Source organism: Pseudomonas azotoformans (assembly GCF_001579805.1).
Classification (GTDB): Bacteria; Pseudomonadota; Gammaproteobacteria; order Pseudomonadales; family Pseudomonadaceae; genus Aquipseudomonas; species Aquipseudomonas azotoformans_A.
The window spans coordinates 5,166,015-5,183,923 of the sequence record NZ_CP014546.1; the positions used below are offsets into that span (position 1 = coordinate 5,166,015).

Sequence of the window (17,909 nt, forward strand, 5' to 3'; positions counted from 1 at the left end):
CTTGAGTCAGACCGGCAAGCATGACGGGCAAGGGGCTGACGGCGCAACGACCTTCAATCCTTGGACTATGCTCAAGCGGCCCCTGACAGCACGCACAGTATGGCCAATTGGATAGGAAGTCCTATGAACCCAACGACCCGCGTTTTAAGCCTGCTCACCCTGCTGCCCATCGCGATGGCGCAGGCCGACGACGGCGGTATCAGCTTCTGGCTGCCCGGCCAGTTCGGTGCCCTCGCCGCTGCGCCGACCACGCCGGGCTGGAGCCTGCCGCTGGTTTACTACCATGTGAATGCCAGCGACGGTCGGCACTCAGCCACCCCGCGCGGCGGGCGCACGGTGGTGGGGCTGGATGCCAAGGCCGACCTGTTGTTTGCCAGCCCGACCTACACCTTCGCCACGCCGGTATTGGGCGGTGCCCAGGCGGCGATTTCGGCGGTGGCGGCCGTGGGGCGTTCCGAGGCGAGTGTCGATGCCACCGTGACCGGCCCACGCGGGCGCTCGTTTTCCGGCGGTACCCACGATGCCCTCAAAGGTGCCAGCGATCTGTATCTGCTCGGCACCCTGAAGTGGAACCACGGCGTGCACAACTTCATGGCTTATTCCATGGGCAACCTACCCGTGGGCGCCTATGACCCGGATCGCCTGGTCAATATCGGCCTGGGCCATGCCGCCCTGGATGCGGGCGGCGGCTACACGTTTTTTGACAAGACCAACGAGTTCTCCGCCGTGGCGGGTGTGACCTACAACTGGGAAAACCGCGACACCCACTACCAGAACGGCATCGATGCACACATCGACCTCAGCGCCTCGCACTTCTTCACCGCGCAGACCCACGCCGGACTGGTGGGTTATTACTTCCGCCAGGTGACCGGCGACAGTGGCAGCGGCGCGGTGCTGGGGGATTTCAAGTCGCGCGTGGCCGGGATCGGGCCCCAGGCCGGGCACTTCTTCAAGGTGGGTGATGAGCTGTGGTACGCCAATATCAAGGGCTACTACGAATTCGACGCCAAGAACCGCCCGGACGGCTGGAACATGTGGCTGTCCCTGGTCATTCCGCTGGCCGGCAAAGGCTGACGCGATTCAGGCACTGTGCCGCTTCCAGTGTTCATAGAACGCCAGGCTGGCGACGTTCTTGTCCTTGGCTTCAAGCATGATGTCGAAGCGGTCGAGAAACTGCAGTGCGTAGTCGTTGGTCCAGCGGTTCCACATCTGGGCGCTGTGGGCATAAAGGTCGCGCTTGGACACCACCTGCAACAACGCATCCATTTCAAGCTTGTGCTCGGCGTCGAAACCCAGCTCCTGCAAGCTCTCCTGGGGCTGGGAGTAATGCATAGTCGGACGCACGCCGCGCCAGCTTTCAATCACGCGGGCAACGCGTTCCGAGTGGGGGTCGATATAGTCGTTTTCGTTGATCCAGCAGTGATGGATGTCCAACACCACTGGCGCCAGGTCAGCGACTTGCAGGCAATGGTCGAGGCCGTAGGTTTTCTCGTCGTTCTCAAACGTGATGCAGTTGCGCGCCACCTCTGACAGGCGCGACCACACCGCGCGGGTACCTTCCACGCCAAGGCGGCCGGCGATGTGCACGTTGCACTTGAGGTCCTGGAAGCGACGGCCGTAGCCCATCATGCGGATCATGTCGGCGTGGTATTCGAACTCGGCCAGGCTGTTTTCCACCACGCCGGGATTTTCCGACCCGAGCACGCAGTATTGGCCGGGGTGGAAGGACAGGCGGATATCCGACGCTCGCGCCAACTCGCCGATGGCGGCGAAGCCCTCTACCAATTGGCGCTCGATCGCCGGGTCTTGGTACACGGCAGCGACTTTCGGGTGGCTGTAGAACGGCAGCAGGTCACTGCTCAGACGCAACATGCGCAGGGTCGGCGGTAACTCGGCCACATACGCCAACAGGCGCAACTGGGCGGCCAGGTTATGCGTAACCACTTCCACCAGCTTGTCGCGGGCCACTTGCGGGGTGACGCTGTCCATCCAGCGCAACGTGGTGGTGCGTGGGTTAAACGGGCCCTCAATCAGCTTCAACGCACTGGCGGAGAGCAGGCGCTCGGGATGTTTGTACTGGCACGCAAAGCCGATGCGAGGTTGAGTCATGGAGGCGCCTGGGGAGAGAAAAGGACGGGATGATACGGCGTTAGGCCGGGGCGACCCTAGAGGGTTCCCACTATTTCGAAACGTTTCACGCTGAACTTTCTCACACGCGACGCGTTCACTTCCTATGCGCTGTCCCGTCCAGGGGCGTTATACAACAAGGAGCCGCCACCCCATGACTACCCTTCCCGCCTACCGATTCGGCCCAGGGCCGCTGCATGCGACCTTGCTCGCCGGCACCGTGCCGTTGTTTCTTGGTGCCTTGCTCAGCGACATTGCCTACACCCAGACCTACCAGATTCAATGGGCCAACTTCTCGGCCTGGCTGATTGCCGGCGCGCTGGTATTCGCCGGCTTCGCGTTTTTGTTTGCGTTGGTCAACCTGCTCCGTGCTGAGCGCAAGGCCGGGCAACCCACGCGTTATGTCCTGCTGCTGTTGGCCACCTGGATACTCGGCCTGGTCAATGCCTTCCAACACGCCAAGGACGCCTACGCGTCGATGCCCGGCGGCCTGATCTTGTCGGCGATTGTCTTGCTGCTGACACTGGCGGCCACTTGGACCGGCCTGCGCGCGGGAGGTGTTAAATGAAAACGTCCAGCACATTGACGCTATTGAGCGCCGCCCTGCTGCTCACCGCCTGCGGCGGTGAAGGCGACAAGACCCAGGCCCGTGGCCCCGACCCCAAACTGCCGGAGCAACAAAGCAGCCTGTTGCCGAGCATGAAGATTGCCGAGCCCGCACCCTGGGGCGATCAGAAACCCAAGGTGCCGCAAGGCTACAGCGTCACGGCGATTGCCACTGACCTCGCGATCCCGCGTCAGACCCTGGTGCTGCCCAACGGTGACATCCTCGTCGCCGAAGGCCGTGGCGGCAGCGCGGCCAAGCTCAAACCCAAGGATGTGATCGCCAGCCTGATCAAGGCCGAGGGCAATACCAAGGTCAAGGGCGGCAACCGCCTGACCTTGCTGCGTGACGCCGACGGCGACGGCACCTATGAACTCAAGACGGTGTTCGCCGACAACCTCAACGCGCCGTACGGCCTGGCGTTTGCCAACGGCAAGCTCTACGTGGCCAACCAGGATGCGCTGGTGAGTTTCGACTACGCCGACGGCCAGACCAAAGCCGCTGGCCCGCCCACCAAGGTCACCGACCTGCCGGCGCAGATCAATCACCACTGGACCAAGTCCCTGGCGGTGAGTGCCGACGGCAGCCAGCTTTACGTGGGTATCGGCTCCAACAGCAACGTTACCGAACGGGGCATGGAAGTGGAGATCGACCGCGCGATGGTCTGGCAGATCGACGCCGCCACCGGCGCGCACAAGCCGTATGCCACAGGCCTGCGTAACCCGACGGCGCTGACGATCCAACCGGACACCGGCCAACTGTGGACCGTGGTCAACGAACGCGACGAACTGGGCCCCGACCTGGTGCCGGACTACCTGACCTCGGTGCGTGAAGGCGCTTTCTACGGCTGGCCCTACAGCTACTGGGGCCAGAATGTCGACCCGCGCGCCCAACCGCAGAACCCGGCCAAGGTCGCCGCCGCGATCAAGCCGGATTACAGCCTGGGCTCCCATGTGGCAGCGCTCGGCGTGGACTTCTCCATCCCGGAAATGGGCGAGCAATTCGCTGATGGCGTATTCGTCGGTGAGCACGGCAGTTGGAACCGCGACAACCCGGTGGGCTACAAGGTGATCTTCGTGCCGTTCAGCAATGGCAAGCCGTCCGGTGAGCCGATCGACTTTGCCACCGGCTTTCGGGGTGACGACGGCAAGACCCGTGGGCGCCCGGTCGGCGTGACGGTGGACCCCAAAGGTGCGCTGATCATTGCCGATGACTTGGCCAATACCCTTTGGCGGGTGACGCGTAACCGCTAAGCAAAATGTTTGACATGGTTGCCTGAAGCAACAATATAATTGCTTCAGGCAACCATTCGAGCATTCCCGCATGTCCACTCCCCTGCTTGTCGAACGCGCCGGCATCGTGCGCGGCTTCAATCGCTTCTACACCCACCAGATCGGCGTGCTGCAGGAACACCTGCTGCAAAGCGACTATTCGCTCACCGAAATCCGCGTGATGTACGAGTTGTCTACCCGTGGTGATCTCACCAGCGCCGACCTGTGCCAGATGCTCAGCCTCGACGCGGGCTACCTGAGCCGATTGACCAGTGGTTTCGAAAAGAAGGGCCTGATCCAGAAAGTCCGCTCCGCCACCGACGCCCGCGCGGTGCAACTACACCTCACCGACCATGGCCGTGCAGTGCTGGCGCCCCTGGAACAGCAGACCCAAAGCGAAGTCATCGCCCTGCTCGACAGCCTGCCGGAACCCCAACAGCGGCAACTCACCGACGCCATGAAACGCATCCAGGCCCTGCTGCAAGGCACGGCGCCCAGCTATCTGCTGCGCGACCCACAGCCGGGCGACATGGGTGTGGTGGTGCAACAACAAACCGCGTTGTATGCCCGTGAGTATGGCTGGAACTGGGAGTTCGAAGCGCTGGTGGCGGAGACGGTCGCCAAGTACTTGAGAGCGTTTGATCCAACCTGCGAGCGTTGCTGGATCGCAGAAAAGGACGGCGACGTGGTGGGCTCGGTGTTCGTGATCCGCCACGGCGACACCACGGCCCAGCTGCGCATGCTCTACGTGGACGCCAGTGCGCGCGGCATGGGCATCGGCCAACGGCTGGTGGATGAGTGCGTACGTTTTGCCCGGCAGGTCGGCTACCAACGCATGCAGCTGTGGACAGTGGACATCCTCAGCGATGCGCGCAGGCTTTATCAGAAAGCCGGGTTCGAGTTGATCGAGGAAGAAACGATAGACAGCTTTGGCAAATCCCTGGTCAGCCAGACCTGGGCGCTCACGCTGTGAAGCGGTCCCGCGCCGTTGCGGCGCGGGACGTTGGACCTTACAGGTCGGTGATTTCCTTGTGACGCGGCACCAGCGTCTTCATCACACTCCAGGCCACCAGGTAGGCCAGCGCGCAGATGGCGAACATGATCATGTAGCCGGTGTGGATGTCGCCGACGGACTTGTAGTAGTCGAACACCCAGCCGCCGATCTTGGTCATGACCACGCCACCCAGGCCGCCGGCCATGCCGCCGATACCGACCACCGAGGCCACGGTTTTCTGCGGGAACATGTCCGACACGGTGGTGAAGATGTTGCATGACCACGCCTGGTGCGCCGAGGCGCCCACGCCGATCAGCAATACCGGCACCCAGAAGCTGATATAGCCCAATGGCTGCGCCAGCAACACCACCAGCGGGAACAGCGCGATCACCAGCATCGCTTTCATGCGGCCATCGTAGGGCGCATCGCCGCGTGCCATGAAGTAGCTGGGGAACCAGCCGCCGCCGATACTGCCAACCATAGTCATGCTGTACAGCACCGCCAGCGGCATGACGATATCGGCGCCTTTCATGCCGTATTGCGCCGACAGGTAGGTGGGCAGCCAGAACAGGAAGAACCACCACACACCGTCAGTCATGAACTTGCCAAAGGCAAACGCCCAGGTCTGGCGATACGTGAGCAGCTTGAACCACGAAACTTTTTTCTCCACGGCGCCGGCCGGTGCCGGGGTGAAGGGCTGCACGGTCTGGTCGCTGCGGATATACGCCAGTTCTTCAGGCGACAGGCGTTTTTGCTCATCCGGTTTCTTATAGAGCGCGATCCACACCGCCACCCACACGAAACCCAACCCGCCAATCACGATAAACGCCGCTTCCCACCCCCACAAACCGGCAATCAACGGCACGCAGATCGGTGCCAGGATTGCACCGACGTTGGCGCCGGAGTTGAAGATACCGGTGGCCAGCGAGCGCTCTTTCTTCGGGAAGTACTCGGCGGTGGCCTTGATCGCAATCGGGAAGTTACCCGCCTCGCCAATCGCCAGTACCGCCCGCGACAGCATGAAGCCGGCAATCGACACCGGGATCACCGCCAGGCCAATCGCCCCGCTGATGGCCGCGATGCCCTCGCCCATCGGCACCGAGAACGCATGCATGATGGCGCCTGTGGACCAGATGCCAATCGCCACTACATAGGCCGCCTTGGTGCCGATCTTGTCGACAAAGCGCCCGGCAAACAACATGGAGATCGCGTAGACGAACTGGAACACCGCCGCAATGTTCGCGTAGTCGGTGTTGCTCCAGCCAAATTGCGTAGACAGCTGCGGCGCCAGCAAGCTGAGCACCTGGCGATCAAGGTAGTTGACGGTGGTCGCGAAAAACAGCATCGCGCAGATGGTCCAACGATAGTTGCCTACCGCTTGGCCAACGCGGTGTGCGTTGATGGGCTCGTTCAAGTTCATGGCATCACTTTTTATTTTTGTTAGGTAGGACATATGTAACGTCATATGTCGTCGTACAACTGTCACTTTTATATCGGGACGCCAGAACGCTGTCAATCTGAAAGATTGCCGTTTATCGAGGTATTGCGCGGGTATGTGAAATGTCAGGCAAAAGGAGTTGTAGGATGACGGGCGCGTAGTATCAGGCTGGGTGCCTTACCCGGCACATCGTCAAGCGTACCGAAAGGCTGCATGCCGATTTTTTCCAGCACGCGGATGGATGCCGCGTGATCCGGCCGTACCAACCCGAACACTTCGGGCAAGCCGAGTGTTTCGAAGGCCAGCGTTAATGCATCCCGGCCCAACTCGGTGGCGTAGCCCTGCCCCCAAGCTTCCACCGCAAACCGATATCCAAGATTTATGCGCCTGTCGGTCAGGTAGTCCATCGGCGCGATGCCACCAAAGCCGATGATGTGATCCGGCGCTTCGACGCGTGCGATCGCCCACCAGCCGTAGCCTTGGGATGCCCACTGTGCAAGCCAGTGATCGAGCAGGCGTCGCGCAACCTCCAGGCTGGCCATCGGGCCGGCGGGGTTGAACAGATTGGTCTGCGGATCGCCGTAGATCGCGAACAATCGCTGCACGTCACTCGCGTGTGGTCGGCGGTAGGTCAAACGTGAGGCGACGGCGGACATGCGAATTACTCCCCTGTGAATCTGTAAAGTTCAAGCCATCTGCAAAAAAACACAAATAGTGGTGAATTATTTCATGTCCGCTTGTATCTGAACTGACAGAGCGGTGCCATCGCAACGATGGCACCTCCCCTGTTCTGCTTTAGAGTGTCCCGCATGAAATTACGTAAGAAAAGCGTCAAGCCCATCGGATTGAAAGACATCACCATCGTCGACGACACCAAGGTGCGCAAGGCAATCACCGCCGCCGCCCTGGGTAATGCCATGGAGTGGTTCGACTTTGGCGTCTACGGTTTTGTCGCCTATGTGCTCGGCAAGGTGTTCTTCCCCGACGCCTCGCCCAGCGTACAAATGATCGCTGCACTCGGTACGTTCTCGGTGCCATTCCTGATCCGTCCCCTGGGTGGCCTGTTCTTCGGCGCACTGGGCGATAAATACGGGCGGCAAAAGGTCCTCGCCGCCACCATCGTGATCATGTCCTTGAGCACCTTTGCCATCGGCCTGATCCCGTCCTATGCCTCTATTGGCATCTGGGCGCCGATTTTGCTGTTGCTGTGCAAAATGGCCCAGGGTTTCTCGGTGGGTGGCGAATACACCGGCGCGTCGATCTTCGTCGCCGAATACGCCCCGGACCGCAAGCGCGGCTTCCTCGGCAGTTGGCTGGACTTCGGTTCCATCGCCGGCTTCGTACTGGGTGCGGGCGTGGTGGTGCTGATCTCAAGCATTTTGGGCGAAGCCGACTTTGAGTCATGGGGCTGGCGCCTGCCGTTCTTCCTCGCCCTGCCCTTGGGCATTATCGGCCTGTACCTGCGTCATGCGTTGGAGGAAACCCCAGCCTTCCAGCAGCACATGGACAAAATGGAGCAAGGCGACCGCGAAGGCCTGACCCACGGCCCGAAAGTCTCGTTCAAGGAAGTGGCGACCAAGCACTGGCGCAGCCTGCTGACCTGCATCGGCATCGTGGCGGCGACCAACGTGACCTACTACATGCTGCTCACCTACATGCCGAGCTACCTGTCGCACAACCTGCACTACAAAGAAAACAGCGGCGTGCTGATCATCATCGCGATCATGGTCGGCATGCTGTTCGTGCAGCCGTTCATTGGTTTTATCAGCGATAAGATCGGCCGTAAGCCGTTCATCATCGCTGGCAGTATCGGCCTGCTGTTCCTGTCCATCCCGGCGTTCATGTTGATCACCAGCGGCAAGATCGGCCTGATCTTCGCGGGCTTGCTGATCCTCGCCGTGATCCTCAATTTCTTCATCGGCGTGATGGCTTCGACATTGCCCGCCATGTTCCCGACGCACCTGCGCTACAGCGCGTTGGCCAGTGCGTTCAACGTGTCGGTGCTGATCGCCGGCGTAACCCCGACCGCCGTGGCCTGGCTGGTAGAAAGCACCAACGACCTGTACATGCCCGCCTACTACCTGATGGTGTTTGCCGTGGTCGGCCTGATCACCGGCCTGACTATGAAGGAAACCGCCAACAAGCCACTGCGCGGCGCAGCGCCGGCCGCTTCGGACATGGAAGAAGCCAAGGAATTGCTGCAGGAACACCACGACAATATCGAGCAGAAGATCGAAGACATCGATGCCGAAATTGCCGAACTGGAAGCCAAGCGCAAAAACCTGGTCGAGCAGCATCCCCGTATCAACTAAGCCCTGACCCTGCGTGGCGGCCGAGGCCGCCACGCCATAGGAGTGTTCACGTATGGTTCCAAGCGTTACCGCAGCCTCGTTACTCAGCGCAGATGAACGCGCCGCCATCGCCGAAATCGAAGCCACCACCAGCATCCTGCACCTGATCACGCGACTGACCGGGATGCGCTTCGCCGGTATCGCCAAGTTCACCGACCTGGAATGGGTGGTGTGCTCGGTTTACGACCCGCTGCAAATGGGCATCAACGTCCACGATGTACTCGACCTGGAAACCACGCTGTGCAGCGAGTTCTGCATCAATCCCCAGGCGCTCTTCATCCCCGAGATCAGCAAGAGCGGCCGTTTTGCCACGCGCCCGGTGGTCAAGCAATACGAGATCGAAAGCTACGCCGGTGCGCCAATCTTCCTGCCCGACGGCCGTTTGTACGGTGCGCTGTGCGCGCTGGACTCGCGCGCCATGCTGTTTGACGACCCCAACCTGCCGGAAACCCTCAGCCTGTTCGCACGGCTGATCGGCTGTATTTTCTACGCCAACCTGACACCCACGATCAGTAGCCCTACCTGAAGAAATGACTCGGCGTCTTGCCGAACTGTTTCTTGAACATGCTGGTAAAGGCGCTCGGGCTTTCATAGCCCAGCTCCAGGGCGATATCGATCACCTTCTCCCCCACCGCAATCCTCTCCAAGGCCAGCAGCAGCCGCGCCTGCTGACGCCACTGGCCGAAGGTCATGCCGGTTTCCTTGCGGAACAGGCGCTGGATGGTTTTCTGGTCCAGGTTCAAACGCTCGCTCCAGTGGGCGACCGTGGAGGCGTCGCCGGGCTCTTCCTGCAACGCGAGGCAGATGCGCTGCAAGCGCGGGTCGGAAGGTTGCGGCAAGGACAATGGCAGGGCCGGTAGGATGGCCAGTTCGTCGAGGATCAGGTGCATGATCCGCGCATCCCGTGAATCCTCGGCATACGGCGGTTTCAAGCTCACCGACGCCTTGATCAGCTCGCTCAGCAGCGGCGAGATACTCACCGTTTTCGGTTCGCCTGGCATGTTCGGGAAGCGATCCGGGCGCACAAACACGCTGCGCATCTTCAACGTACCCACGCACCGCAGGGAATGCACCTGCCCGGCAGGCATCCAGATCCCGCGATTGGGCGGCACCGTCCATTGGTTGAGCGCCGAGTACACCACCATCACGCCTTCGATGGCGTAGAGCAGTTGGTGCTTTTCGTGGCTGTGGTCGGGGATCACCCAGTTTTCCGGGTAATCCGTGGCGGAACTGATGACCGCCCAGGCACCTTCGTTGATTTCCTGGAGGAATTCGTTCAGTGGTTTGATCATTTCGCCCTTTTTGCAATAGTTGCCGCCCGAATTACGCGAGACAGGCATTCCCGACGAATCTAGCATGAACGCCGAATCATTTTGTAATGGATGGCGACCTTAAGAAGTTGCCGCCTCTGATTAGCTGCCTTGTATGGAATGCCTGCATGTCGACCCTCACCGCGTCACCCGCCGCTGCAACCACCACACCCCAAGCCAGCCCTTTGGTCATGCGCGTCCTCGGCGCCTGCGCCCTGGCGCATTTGATCAATGACCTGATCCAGGCCGTGCTGCCGTCGATCTATCCGATGCTCAAGGCCAACTACGGCCTGTCGTTCACCCAGGTGGGCCTGATCACCCTGACCTTCCAGCTGACCGCATCCCTGCTGCAGCCGTGGATCGGCTATCACACCGACCGCCATCCCAAGCCGTGGCTGCTGCCAGCGGGCATGGTCTGCACCTTGATCGGCATTCTGATGCTGGCGTTTGTCGGCACCTTCCCGGCGATTCTGCTGGCGGCAGGCCTGGTGGGCGTCGGCTCGTCGACCTTCCACCCGGAAACCTCCCGCGTCGCGCGCCTGGCTTCGGGCGGCCGCTACGGCCTGGCTCAATCGACCTTCCAGGTCGGTGGCAACACCGGCAGCGCTTTCGGCCCCTTGCTGGCGGCCGCGATCATCATTCCCTACGGTCAGAGCCATATCGCCTGGTTTGGGCTGTTTGCCGTGTTCGCCATCTTGGTGCTCTACGGTCTGAGCCGCTGGTATCGCCATCACCTCAACCTGTTCAAGCTCAAGCAAGGCGGCAAAGCCACCCACGGTTTGTCCAAAGGCCGCGTGACTTTTGCCTTGGTGGTGCTGGCCGTGCTGGTGTTCTCCAAATACTGGTACATGACCAGCCTGACCAGCTACTTCACGTTCTACCTGATCGAAAAATTCCAGCTGTCGGTTGCAAGCTCGCAGATGTACCTGTTCCTGTTCCTCGGCGCCGTGGCCGTGGGCACCTTCGCGGGGGGCCCGATCGGCGACAAGATCGGGCGCAAGAAAGTCATCTGGTTCTCCATCCTGGGTGCCGCGCCGTTCACCCTGGCCCTGCCCTACGTCGACCTGTTCTGGACGGCAGTGTTGAGCGTGGTGATCGGGTTCATCATCGCGTCGGCCTTCTCGGCCATCGTGGTGTACGCCCAGGAATTGGTGCCGGGAAACGTGGGCATGATCGCCGGGATCTTCTTCGGCCTGATGTTCGGGTTCAGCGGGATTGGCGCAGCGTTGCTCGGTTTGCTCGCGGATACCCACGGTATCGAGTACGTCTATAAGCTGTGTTCGTTCCTGCCATTGGTGGGTATCCTGACGATCTTGCTGCCCTCGACCAAGGGCGCCTGACCTGCCGATCATCGCCTGGCCGTGTGCCATCACGATGAATGCTCTGAAAAACCTGCGTGTGCGCTTACAATCCCGGTTCTAAACGCACACCAGGCAGACCCGGCAAGAAATGACGCTCGACCCTCCTACGATTTTGGCACTCACCGTTGCCCTGGCAGCCGCTGCCGCCCTGTACCTGGCCGTTGAATGGCGCAGCGTGCGCGAACCTTCGCTGCTGTGCTGGAGCGCCGGTTTCGCCACCATCACCGTCGGTTCCACCCTGGCCCTGCTGCGCCTTAATGGTTACCTGACGATTGGCATCTGGTTCGCCAACGGCTTGCTGGTCACCGCGCACTTCCTGTTTTTGCTGGGCGTGGCGCGGTTCACCCAAACGCGGCTGTCGCTGCTGTGGCTGCTGATGCTGGTGGTCTGGCTGGGCATGCTGATGCTGCCGGCCGACCCTTCCTGGTCCAAAGCCATGCTGGCGGTGCAGTCGCTGCTGGTGGCGTTGCCGACCCTGCGCGCCAGCTTTTTGCTGCGGCCCCACGGCAAATCCCTGAGCATCGGCGCGGTGCAGTTGCGTTATGTGCTGCTGATCCATGGCGCGTTCTATGTGGCCAAGGCGCTGTCGGTGCTGATCCCTGGCACCTTGATCGACCTTGCCGCGTTCAAGGGCGAGATCATCCAGATTTCCCTGGTGGAAGGCGCCATGGCGATCATGCTGATCGCACTGTCGATGACCGGCTCCGAACGCTACCGCCGCGAACAACAGATCGCCCGCCTCGCTGCCCGCGACCCACTGACAGCCCTGTACAACCGCCGCGCCCTCGACCTGCGCGCACCGCGCCTGCTGGCCCAGGTCTCGCCGGCGCAACCCGGCGCTTTACTGCTGATCGACATCGACAACTTCAAGTCGGTCAACGACCTCTACGGCCACACCGCCGGCGACCGTTTGCTGATCGCCTTGAGCGAGATGATTCGTAGTGTGGTGCCCCAAGGCGCGCTGGCCGCACGCCTGGGCGGGGATGAATTCGTGATCCTGCTGAACCCGGCGTCCACCGAGCAGATCGTTGAACTGGGCAGCAGCCTGCGCGACCAGTTCCATCAACTGGCCTCTCAGACTTTCATCACCCCGGCGCCGGTGACCCTGAGCATCGGCGCCAACCTGTTCGACCAGCCGCCACCAAGCCTCACAGCGTTGATCGAGCAAGGCGATACCACGCTGTATGAAACCAAGCGTGGCGGGCGCGACAGTATTCGCCTGGTCGACCGGACCGGCGCCAGTTCCTACGGCTAAAGGTCGTAACTGACCGCCACACTGCGCCCGGTCTTTACCGACTCCAACGCACAGTCCGCCAAATGCAACGCATACAGCCCATCGCGCACGCTGGTGGGCAGTGCCTTGCCGCTGTTCAGTGCATCGATGAACTGCGTCAGCTCATTGCGATACGCATCCGCATAGCGTTCCAGGAAAAAGTGCTGCAACGGCTCCAGCGCCTCGGTGTGTTCGGCGCTCCAATGGCGCAAGGTGCTCGGGCGGTGGTTGTCGGTGAGCAGCACGCCGTTGGCGCCGGACACTTCCACGCGCTGGTCGTAGCCGTACACCGCCTGGCGGCAGCAGTTGATGTGGCATTGCTTGCCGGAGGCGGTGCGCAGCAGCACCATCACGCTGTCGTAATCGTCGATCTCGGCCAGGCTCGGGTCCACCAGGCGGCTGGCGATGGCGCTGACTTCCACCGGCTCTTCGCCGAGCAGGTGGCGGGCGGTATCGAAGTCGTGGATGGTCATGTCGCGCAGGATGCCGCCGGAGTGGGCCAGGTAGTCACGTGGCGCCAGGCCGGGGTCGCGGCTGGTGATGATGACCTGGCGCACCGCGCCGATCTGCCCGGCGTCGAGGGCTTGGCGCAGGCGCAGCATGTCGGGGTCGAAGCGGCGGTTGAAGCCGAGCATCACCTTGCCGCCTTGGCGCTCCACGGCTTGGGCGGCGTTGCGGGCCTTGGCGATATCCAGGTCGATGGGTTTTTCGCAGAGCACCGCCTTGCCTGCGGCCACCGCCGCCAGGAGCAGGTCGATATGCGTGTCGGTAGGCGTGCCGATCACCACGGCGTCGATGTCTTTGCGGGTCAGCACGGCGGCGCAATCGTAGGCGGCTTCGCACCCCAGTTGTGTGCTCAGCGCATCGACGCCTTCGCGCCAGGGGTCGGCCACCAGCACCAGCGTGGCATGGGGGTGGGCGGCGACGTTGGCGGCGTGGATCTTGGCGATGCGCCCCGCACCCAGAACGGCGATTCTCAGCATGGTCGAACTCCTGATGTTGTTATTGAGGGAGTAGTTAATCCGGCAGGTTGAACGGTGTGACGATCTGCACCTGGGAGGGCGCAATCGGCCCGGCCTTCCATAGCCGGTGGTACTGCAAGATGTGCAGGAACAGGTGCCGCGCATCGATCTGCAGGTTGTGATCGATGATCGCCGCGACTTTTTCTTCGCGCAGCAACTGGCGGTTTTCTTCGTCGAGGTCGTGGCCGATAAAGACCTCCAGCGGCCGGCCCTGGGCGGCAAAGGCATCGACAATCGCGCGATTGCCGCCGCCGACGCTGTACACCGCCTTCAATTCGGGATGCTGTTGCAGCGCCTGGGTCACCCGCTCGAAGGTGCGGTCGTACACCCCGTAGCCGCCGCTGACATCCAGCACCCGCAAATGCGCAGCACGCCCACGCAGCCAGGCGCGAAAGCCCATCTCGCGTTCTTCTTCGCCACGGAACAATTCGCTGCCGATCACCACCGCCACGTCCTGGGGCAGCGCCGGCAGCCAGCGCGCCATCAGGTAGGCGGCGGTCTGGGCCGGCGGTGCGGTTGTCCATGCCCACATAGCCGATGCGCTCGCTTTGCGGCAGATCGGTGACCAGGGTCACCACCGGAATGCCCGCCGCAATCAGCTGCTTGACCGCCAGGTTCACCGCCGGTTCATCCGCCGCCTTGAGCACCACGCCCTGGCTGCCGGTGTCCAGGCAGCGCAGCAATTGGTCGTGCATGGCCTGGGGCTCGATCTCTTCGAACAGGTGAAAACGCGGGGCGATCCGGAACGGCGCCAGGCTACCCAGTTGCGCGGTAATCGCCGCCTGCACGGCCGCGCTGAAGCGCTTGGGCGTGTGCATGATCACGTCGACATGAAAGGTGCGCCCCACCGCCAGGCCATTTTTCTCCTGGGACTCCAACTCATCCAGCGCCTGCTCGATGCGCCGCCGGGTCTGGGCGTGCACGCTGCCGCGCAAATGCAGCACACGGTCGACCGTGGCTTTGCTCACTCCTGCCTGGGTGGCGAGTTGCTTGATGGAGAAGTGTTTGGCGCGTTCGAGCATGGGGTTTCGCCTGAGGTGTTTTTGAGGTGTTTTTTGGGCGTTACTGAGGTTTCGCAATGCTAGTCTCAGTTTTGCCCGGCGTCGAGCCAGGCGATGAACAACAACAAAAAATCCTGGAGAACTGCATGCCTAACACCGATCTCGCCACATCGTTCAGCGGCCAATATTTTGTCGTCACCGGCAGCACCCAGGGCCTTGGCGCAGCGGTGGCGCGCACCCTGGCCGAGCGCGGCGCCACCGGGTTGATCATCTGCGGACGCCGTCGCGCCCAAGGCGAAGAGCAGGTACGGCTGCTGGCACAGCTGGATTGCCAGGCGTTTTTTGTCGAGGCGGACCTTGAGAAGGTCGAGGATTGCCGCGCGGTCATCGACGCGGCACGCACCCACTTCGGCACCTTGCATGGGCTGGTGAACTGCGCTGGCATGTCGGACCGCGGCACCATTCTTGACACCTCGCCGGAGCTGTTTGATCGACTGATGGCGGTGAATGTGCGGGCACCGTTCTTCCTGATGCAAGAAGCGTTGAAGCTGATGATCAGCAACGGTGTGGAAGGCGCGGTGGTGAATATCCAGAGCGTCACCGGGCATGGCGGGCAATCCTTTCTCAGCGCCTATGCGGCGTCCAAGGGCGCGCTGGCGATCCTCACCAAGAACGTGGCGTTCAGCGCGCTGCGCAACCGTATCCGCGTGAATGGCCTGAATATCGGCTGGATGGACACACCCCATGAAGATGACATCCAGCGCCAGTACCACGGCGCCCAGGATGGCTGGCTGGAGAGGGCTGAACGCGCACAACCGTTTGGGCGCCTGCTCAAGCCCGAAGAGGTGGCGCGCAGCGTGGCGTTCCTGCTGTCCCGCGAGTCGGGGATGATGACCGGTTCGGTGATCGACCTGGAACAAGGCGTGGTCGGTTGCACCGACGGCGGCAGCCCGCAGCCCAATCAGGCGCTGGGAGGTGTGTGATGTCGGTGTTCGTGACTGAACAGGCCGTGCGCCTGGCGGATTTCAGCGAACTTTGCGCGCAACAGGTCAATGCCGAGGATTACCCGCTGTGCGCGCAAGTGCTGAGCAATGTGCCGATCTATCAGGCCCAGACCCTGCGCAATGCTGAGCGTTTGACGGCGATGAACGAACTGCATCGCCTGTTCCGCGACGGGCCTGGGGTGATGGTGGTGCGCCGGGCTTATGAAGACCTGGAAGTGGTGGACCGCCACAGCCAGGTGTTCGAAGCGATTTTCGCCAACGAGGCCGCGCAAGGGGTGGCCGCCGACCACTTCGCCAAAGCCGGCAGCAATGGGCGCATCTGGAATTCGTTGCAGAAAGCCGCGCTGGAGTCGCCCGCCTCCTTTGTCGAGTACTACGCCAACCCGTTGCTGGGCTTGATCGCCGAGGCATGGTTGGGCCCGAGCTATCAGGTGACCGCCCAGGTCAACGTGGTGCATCCCGGCGGCCAGGCGCAGCAGCCCCACCGTGATTACCACTTGGGGTTCCAGACCAATGACGTGGTGGAGCGCTTTCCCCTGCCCCTGCACCTGCTGTCCCAATACTTGACGCTACAGGGCGCGGTGGCGCACTCGGACATGCCGCTGGAAACCGGCCCGACCCAACTGCTACCGTTTTCCCAGCAATACGCCCTGGGCTATCTGGCGTGGCGGCGCCCGGAGTTCATCGACTACTTCCAGCAACACGCCGTGCAACTGCCGCTGAACAAGGGCGACCTGTTGTTCTTCAACCCGGCGCTGTTCCATGCCGCCGGCACCAACCGCACGCCGGACCGCCAGCGCATGGCCAACCTGCTGCAGATCTCCTCGGCATTCGGCAAACCCATGGAAGCCCTCGACCGCGATCGCATGATGCTCGCGGTATACCCGGCCTTGCTCGATAACACTGCGCTGGATGCCCAGGCCGTGGAGGCGGTGATTGCCTGCACCGCCGACGGCTATTCCTTCCCCACTAACCTGGACACCGACCCACCTTTGAAGGGCCTGGCCCCGCAAACCGGGCAGCAGTTGATGCAGCAAGCCCTCGACGAACGCTGGCCGCTTTCGGACTTTGCCGCTGCCGTGGCGCAGATGCGGGCCAAACGCCAAGCGTGAACCCTCTGTTTTAACAACAACAAGAAGAACGGAGCACCACCATGAAGAAGCAACTCCTTGCGGCACTCTTTACCCTGGCAATCAGCCCCTGGGCGCTGGCCGATATCCGTATCGGCGTGAGCATCGCCCAGGTCGACGATGTCTTCCTCGCGCAAATGCGTGACTACATGGCCGCCCACGCCAAGGCACTCCCCGGCGTAACCCTGCAATTTGAAGACGCCCAAGGCGATGTGGTGCGCCAGCTCAATCAGGTGCAGAACTTCACGGCCCAGGGCATGGACGCGATTATCGTCAACCCGGTGGACACGGCAGCCACACAAAAAATGACCGCCAATGCCCAGCAGGCCAAGACCCCGCTGGTCTACGTCAACCGCCGGCCGGATGCCCAGCAGTTGCCACCGGGCGTGGGCTACGTGGGCTCGGATGAGGTCAAGGCCGGTGAAATCCAGATGCGCTACCTGGCCGAGAAAATGGGCGGCAAGGGCAACCTGGCGATCATGCTCGGGCTGCTGTCCAACAACGCCACGCACAACCGCACGCTGGGGGTGAAGACCGTGCTCAAGGAGTATCCCGACATCAAGATCGTCGAGGAGCAGACCGCCGAGTGGCAACGCAACAAGGCGATCGACTTGATGAACAACTGGATCGTCTCCGGGCGCAAAATCGACGCGGTGGCGGCGAATGCCGATGAAATGGCAATCGGCGCAGCCATGGCAATCAGCCAGGCAGGGATGCAGCCGGGCAAGGACATCCTGGTGGCCGGCAGCGATGGCGGCCCAGCGGGGTTGGACGCGGTCAAGAAGGGCCAGTTACTGGTGACGGTGTACCAGGACAATAAAGGCCAGGCGGTGGGCTCGATTGACCTGGCGGTGAAGATGGTGAAGAAGGAGCCGTACACGGCTGAGCTGACGATTCCTTATCAGCAGATCACCAAGGAGAACTACCAGGCCTTCCTCAATCCTTGATTGGATTCAAGCAAAGACGTTGTTTATGTGGTGAGCGAGCTTGCCTCGCGCGGGGCAAGCCCGCTCACCACAGGAG

16 protein-coding genes and 1 pseudogene are annotated in these 17,909 nt (G+C 61.9%); 11 read left to right on the forward strand and 6 right to left on the reverse strand.

Going from position 1 to position 17,909, the window contains the following annotated elements:
* The first annotated feature begins 123 nt into the window (after positions 1-123).
* Entirely contained in the window at positions 124-1,074 is a 951-nt protein-coding gene (locus AYR47_RS23635) for a SphA family protein (protein ID WP_061437197.1), read from the forward strand.
* A 6-nt stretch (positions 1,075-1,080) separates the two neighbouring features.
* On the opposite strand, the gene AYR47_RS23640 is transcribed toward AYR47_RS23635, so the two are convergent.
* On the reverse strand, positions 1,081-2,109 hold the full coding sequence (locus AYR47_RS23640; protein WP_033896587.1) for a UV damage endonuclease UvsE: 1,029 nt from the start codon (positions 2,107-2,109) through the stop codon (positions 1,081-1,083).
* A 172-nt stretch (positions 2,110-2,281) separates the two neighbouring features.
* Here AYR47_RS23640 and AYR47_RS23645 point away from each other — a divergent pair, with 172 nt between their 5' ends.
* From AYR47_RS23645 to AYR47_RS23655, 3 genes are all read left to right on the forward strand, one after another.
* Positions 2,282-2,695, forward strand: coding sequence for a DUF2231 domain-containing protein (locus AYR47_RS23645; protein WP_061437199.1), 414 nt, complete (start codon positions 2,282-2,284; stop codon positions 2,693-2,695).
* The gene (locus AYR47_RS23650) at positions 2,692-3,984 is read left to right on the forward strand and encodes a PQQ-dependent sugar dehydrogenase (protein ID WP_033896589.1); all 1,293 of its coding nucleotides are present in this window, start codon (positions 2,692-2,694) and stop codon (positions 3,982-3,984) included. The genes AYR47_RS23645 and AYR47_RS23650 overlap by 4 nt, the downstream gene beginning before the upstream one ends.
* 70 nt (positions 3,985-4,054) lie before the next feature.
* Positions 4,055-4,975, forward strand: a complete 921-nt coding sequence (locus AYR47_RS23655; protein WP_033896590.1) for a bifunctional helix-turn-helix transcriptional regulator/GNAT family N-acetyltransferase — start codon at positions 4,055-4,057, stop codon at positions 4,973-4,975.
* Between the two features lie 37 nt (positions 4,976-5,012).
* Here the strand turns inward: AYR47_RS23655 and AYR47_RS23660 are convergent, their stop codons facing one another.
* Positions 5,013-6,416 carry an MFS transporter gene (locus AYR47_RS23660; RefSeq protein ID WP_033896592.1) on the reverse strand — a complete coding sequence of 468 codons (1,404 nt, stop codon included), beginning with the start codon at positions 6,414-6,416 and terminating at the stop codon, positions 5,013-5,015.
* Positions 6,417-6,559: 143 nt separating this feature from the next.
* Positions 6,560-7,090 carry a GNAT family N-acetyltransferase gene (locus AYR47_RS23665; RefSeq protein ID WP_033896593.1) on the reverse strand — a complete coding sequence of 177 codons (531 nt, stop codon included), beginning with the start codon at positions 7,088-7,090 and terminating at the stop codon, positions 6,560-6,562.
* 153 nt (positions 7,091-7,243) lie between these two features.
* Here AYR47_RS23665 and proP point away from each other — a divergent pair, with 153 nt between their 5' ends.
* Together proP and AYR47_RS23675 are read left to right on the forward strand one after the other, a co-directional pair.
* The gene (gene proP / locus AYR47_RS23670) at positions 7,244-8,746 is read left to right on the forward strand and encodes a glycine betaine/L-proline transporter ProP (RefSeq protein WP_033896594.1); all 1,503 of its coding nucleotides are present in this window, start codon (positions 7,244-7,246) and stop codon (positions 8,744-8,746) included.
* Between the two features lie 52 nt (positions 8,747-8,798).
* Positions 8,799-9,311 (forward strand): GAF domain-containing protein, encoded by a 513-nt coding sequence (locus AYR47_RS23675; protein WP_061437201.1) that lies wholly within the window; start codon positions 8,799-8,801, stop codon positions 9,309-9,311.
* Here AYR47_RS23675 and AYR47_RS23680 read toward each other — a convergent pair.
* Positions 9,304-10,125, reverse strand: coding sequence for an AraC family transcriptional regulator (locus tag AYR47_RS23680; RefSeq protein WP_033896597.1), 822 nt, complete (start codon positions 10,123-10,125; stop codon positions 9,304-9,306). The two genes, AYR47_RS23675 and AYR47_RS23680, sit on opposite strands and share 8 nt — an antisense overlap.
* Positions 10,126-10,223: 98 nt before the next feature.
* On the opposite strand from AYR47_RS23680, the gene AYR47_RS23685 reads away from it, so the two are divergent.
* Entirely contained in the window at positions 10,224-11,435 is a 1,212-nt protein-coding gene (locus AYR47_RS23685) for an MFS transporter (RefSeq protein ID WP_016979981.1), read from the forward strand.
* A 109-nt stretch (positions 11,436-11,544) separates the two neighbouring features.
* A complete protein-coding gene (locus AYR47_RS23690; protein WP_061437203.1) occupies positions 11,545-12,711 on the forward strand; it encodes a GGDEF domain-containing protein in 1,167 nt (388 codons plus the stop codon).
* Here AYR47_RS23690 and iolG read toward each other — a convergent pair.
* Together iolG and AYR47_RS23700 are read right to left on the reverse strand one after the other, a co-directional pair.
* Positions 12,708-13,712 carry an inositol 2-dehydrogenase gene (gene iolG / locus AYR47_RS23695; protein ID WP_061437204.1) on the reverse strand — a complete coding sequence of 335 codons (1,005 nt, stop codon included), beginning with the start codon at positions 13,710-13,712 and terminating at the stop codon, positions 12,708-12,710. The two genes, AYR47_RS23690 and iolG, sit on opposite strands and share 4 nt — an antisense overlap.
* A gap of 34 nt (positions 13,713-13,746) precedes the next feature.
* Positions 13,747-14,773: pseudogene (locus AYR47_RS23700) on the reverse strand (LacI family DNA-binding transcriptional regulator).
* Positions 14,774-14,898: 125 nt separating this feature from the next.
* On the opposite strand from AYR47_RS23700, the gene AYR47_RS23705 reads away from it, so the two are divergent.
* Genes AYR47_RS23705 through AYR47_RS23715 form a run of 3 tightly spaced genes read left to right on the forward strand, consistent with a single transcriptional unit; the run spans position 14,899 to position 17,833 of the window.
* Complete coding sequence (locus AYR47_RS23705) at positions 14,899-15,735, forward strand: SDR family oxidoreductase (RefSeq protein ID WP_033896604.1); 837 nt, start codon at positions 14,899-14,901, stop codon at positions 15,733-15,735.
* A complete protein-coding gene (locus AYR47_RS23710; RefSeq protein WP_061437206.1) occupies positions 15,735-16,868 on the forward strand; it encodes a phytanoyl-CoA dioxygenase family protein in 1,134 nt (377 codons plus the stop codon). Before AYR47_RS23705 ends, AYR47_RS23710 begins: the two co-directional genes overlap by 1 nt.
* Before the next feature lie 41 nt (positions 16,869-16,909).
* A complete protein-coding gene (locus tag AYR47_RS23715) occupies positions 16,910-17,833 on the forward strand; it encodes a sugar ABC transporter substrate-binding protein (protein ID WP_033896606.1) in 924 nt (307 codons plus the stop codon).
* Positions 17,834-17,909: the final 76 nt, after the last annotated feature.

Bases quoted from the DNA above. Each gene is read 5' to 3' on its own strand.
- AYR47_RS23665 (WP_033896593.1), bottom strand. From the start codon at position 7,090: ATGTCCGCCGTCGCCTCACGTTTGACCTACCGCCGACCACACGCGAGT.
- proP (WP_033896594.1), top strand. From the start codon at position 7,244: ATGAAATTACGTAAGAAAAGCGTCAAGCCCATCGGATTGAAAGACATC.
- AYR47_RS23650 (WP_033896589.1), top strand. From the start codon at position 2,692: ATGAAAACGTCCAGCACATTGACGCTATTGAGCGCCGCCCTGCTGCTC.
- AYR47_RS23655 (WP_033896590.1), top strand. From the start codon at position 4,055: ATGTCCACTCCCCTGCTTGTCGAACGCGCCGGCATCGTGCGCGGCTTC.
- AYR47_RS23680 (WP_033896597.1), bottom strand. From the start codon at position 10,125: ATGCCTGTCTCGCGTAATTCGGGCGGCAACTATTGCAAAAAGGGCGAA.
- AYR47_RS23635 (WP_061437197.1), top strand. From the start codon at position 124: ATGAACCCAACGACCCGCGTTTTAAGCCTGCTCACCCTGCTGCCCATC.
- AYR47_RS23705 (WP_033896604.1), top strand. From the start codon at position 14,899: ATGCCTAACACCGATCTCGCCACATCGTTCAGCGGCCAATATTTTGTC.
- AYR47_RS23715 (WP_033896606.1), top strand. From the start codon at position 16,910: ATGAAGAAGCAACTCCTTGCGGCACTCTTTACCCTGGCAATCAGCCCC.
- AYR47_RS23675 (WP_061437201.1), top strand. From the start codon at position 8,799: ATGGTTCCAAGCGTTACCGCAGCCTCGTTACTCAGCGCAGATGAACGC.
- AYR47_RS23660 (WP_033896592.1), bottom strand. From the start codon at position 6,416: ATGAACTTGAACGAGCCCATCAACGCACACCGCGTTGGCCAAGCGGTA.
- AYR47_RS23685 (WP_016979981.1), top strand. From the start codon at position 10,224: ATGTCGACCCTCACCGCGTCACCCGCCGCTGCAACCACCACACCCCAA.
- AYR47_RS23710 (WP_061437206.1), top strand. From the start codon at position 15,735: ATGTCGGTGTTCGTGACTGAACAGGCCGTGCGCCTGGCGGATTTCAGC.
- AYR47_RS23640 (WP_033896587.1), bottom strand. From the start codon at position 2,109: ATGACTCAACCTCGCATCGGCTTTGCGTGCCAGTACAAACATCCCGAG.
- AYR47_RS23690 (WP_061437203.1), top strand. From the start codon at position 11,545: ATGACGCTCGACCCTCCTACGATTTTGGCACTCACCGTTGCCCTGGCA.
- iolG (WP_061437204.1), bottom strand. From the start codon at position 13,712: ATGCTGAGAATCGCCGTTCTGGGTGCGGGGCGCATCGCCAAGATCCAC.
- AYR47_RS23645 (WP_061437199.1), top strand. From the start codon at position 2,282: ATGACTACCCTTCCCGCCTACCGATTCGGCCCAGGGCCGCTGCATGCG.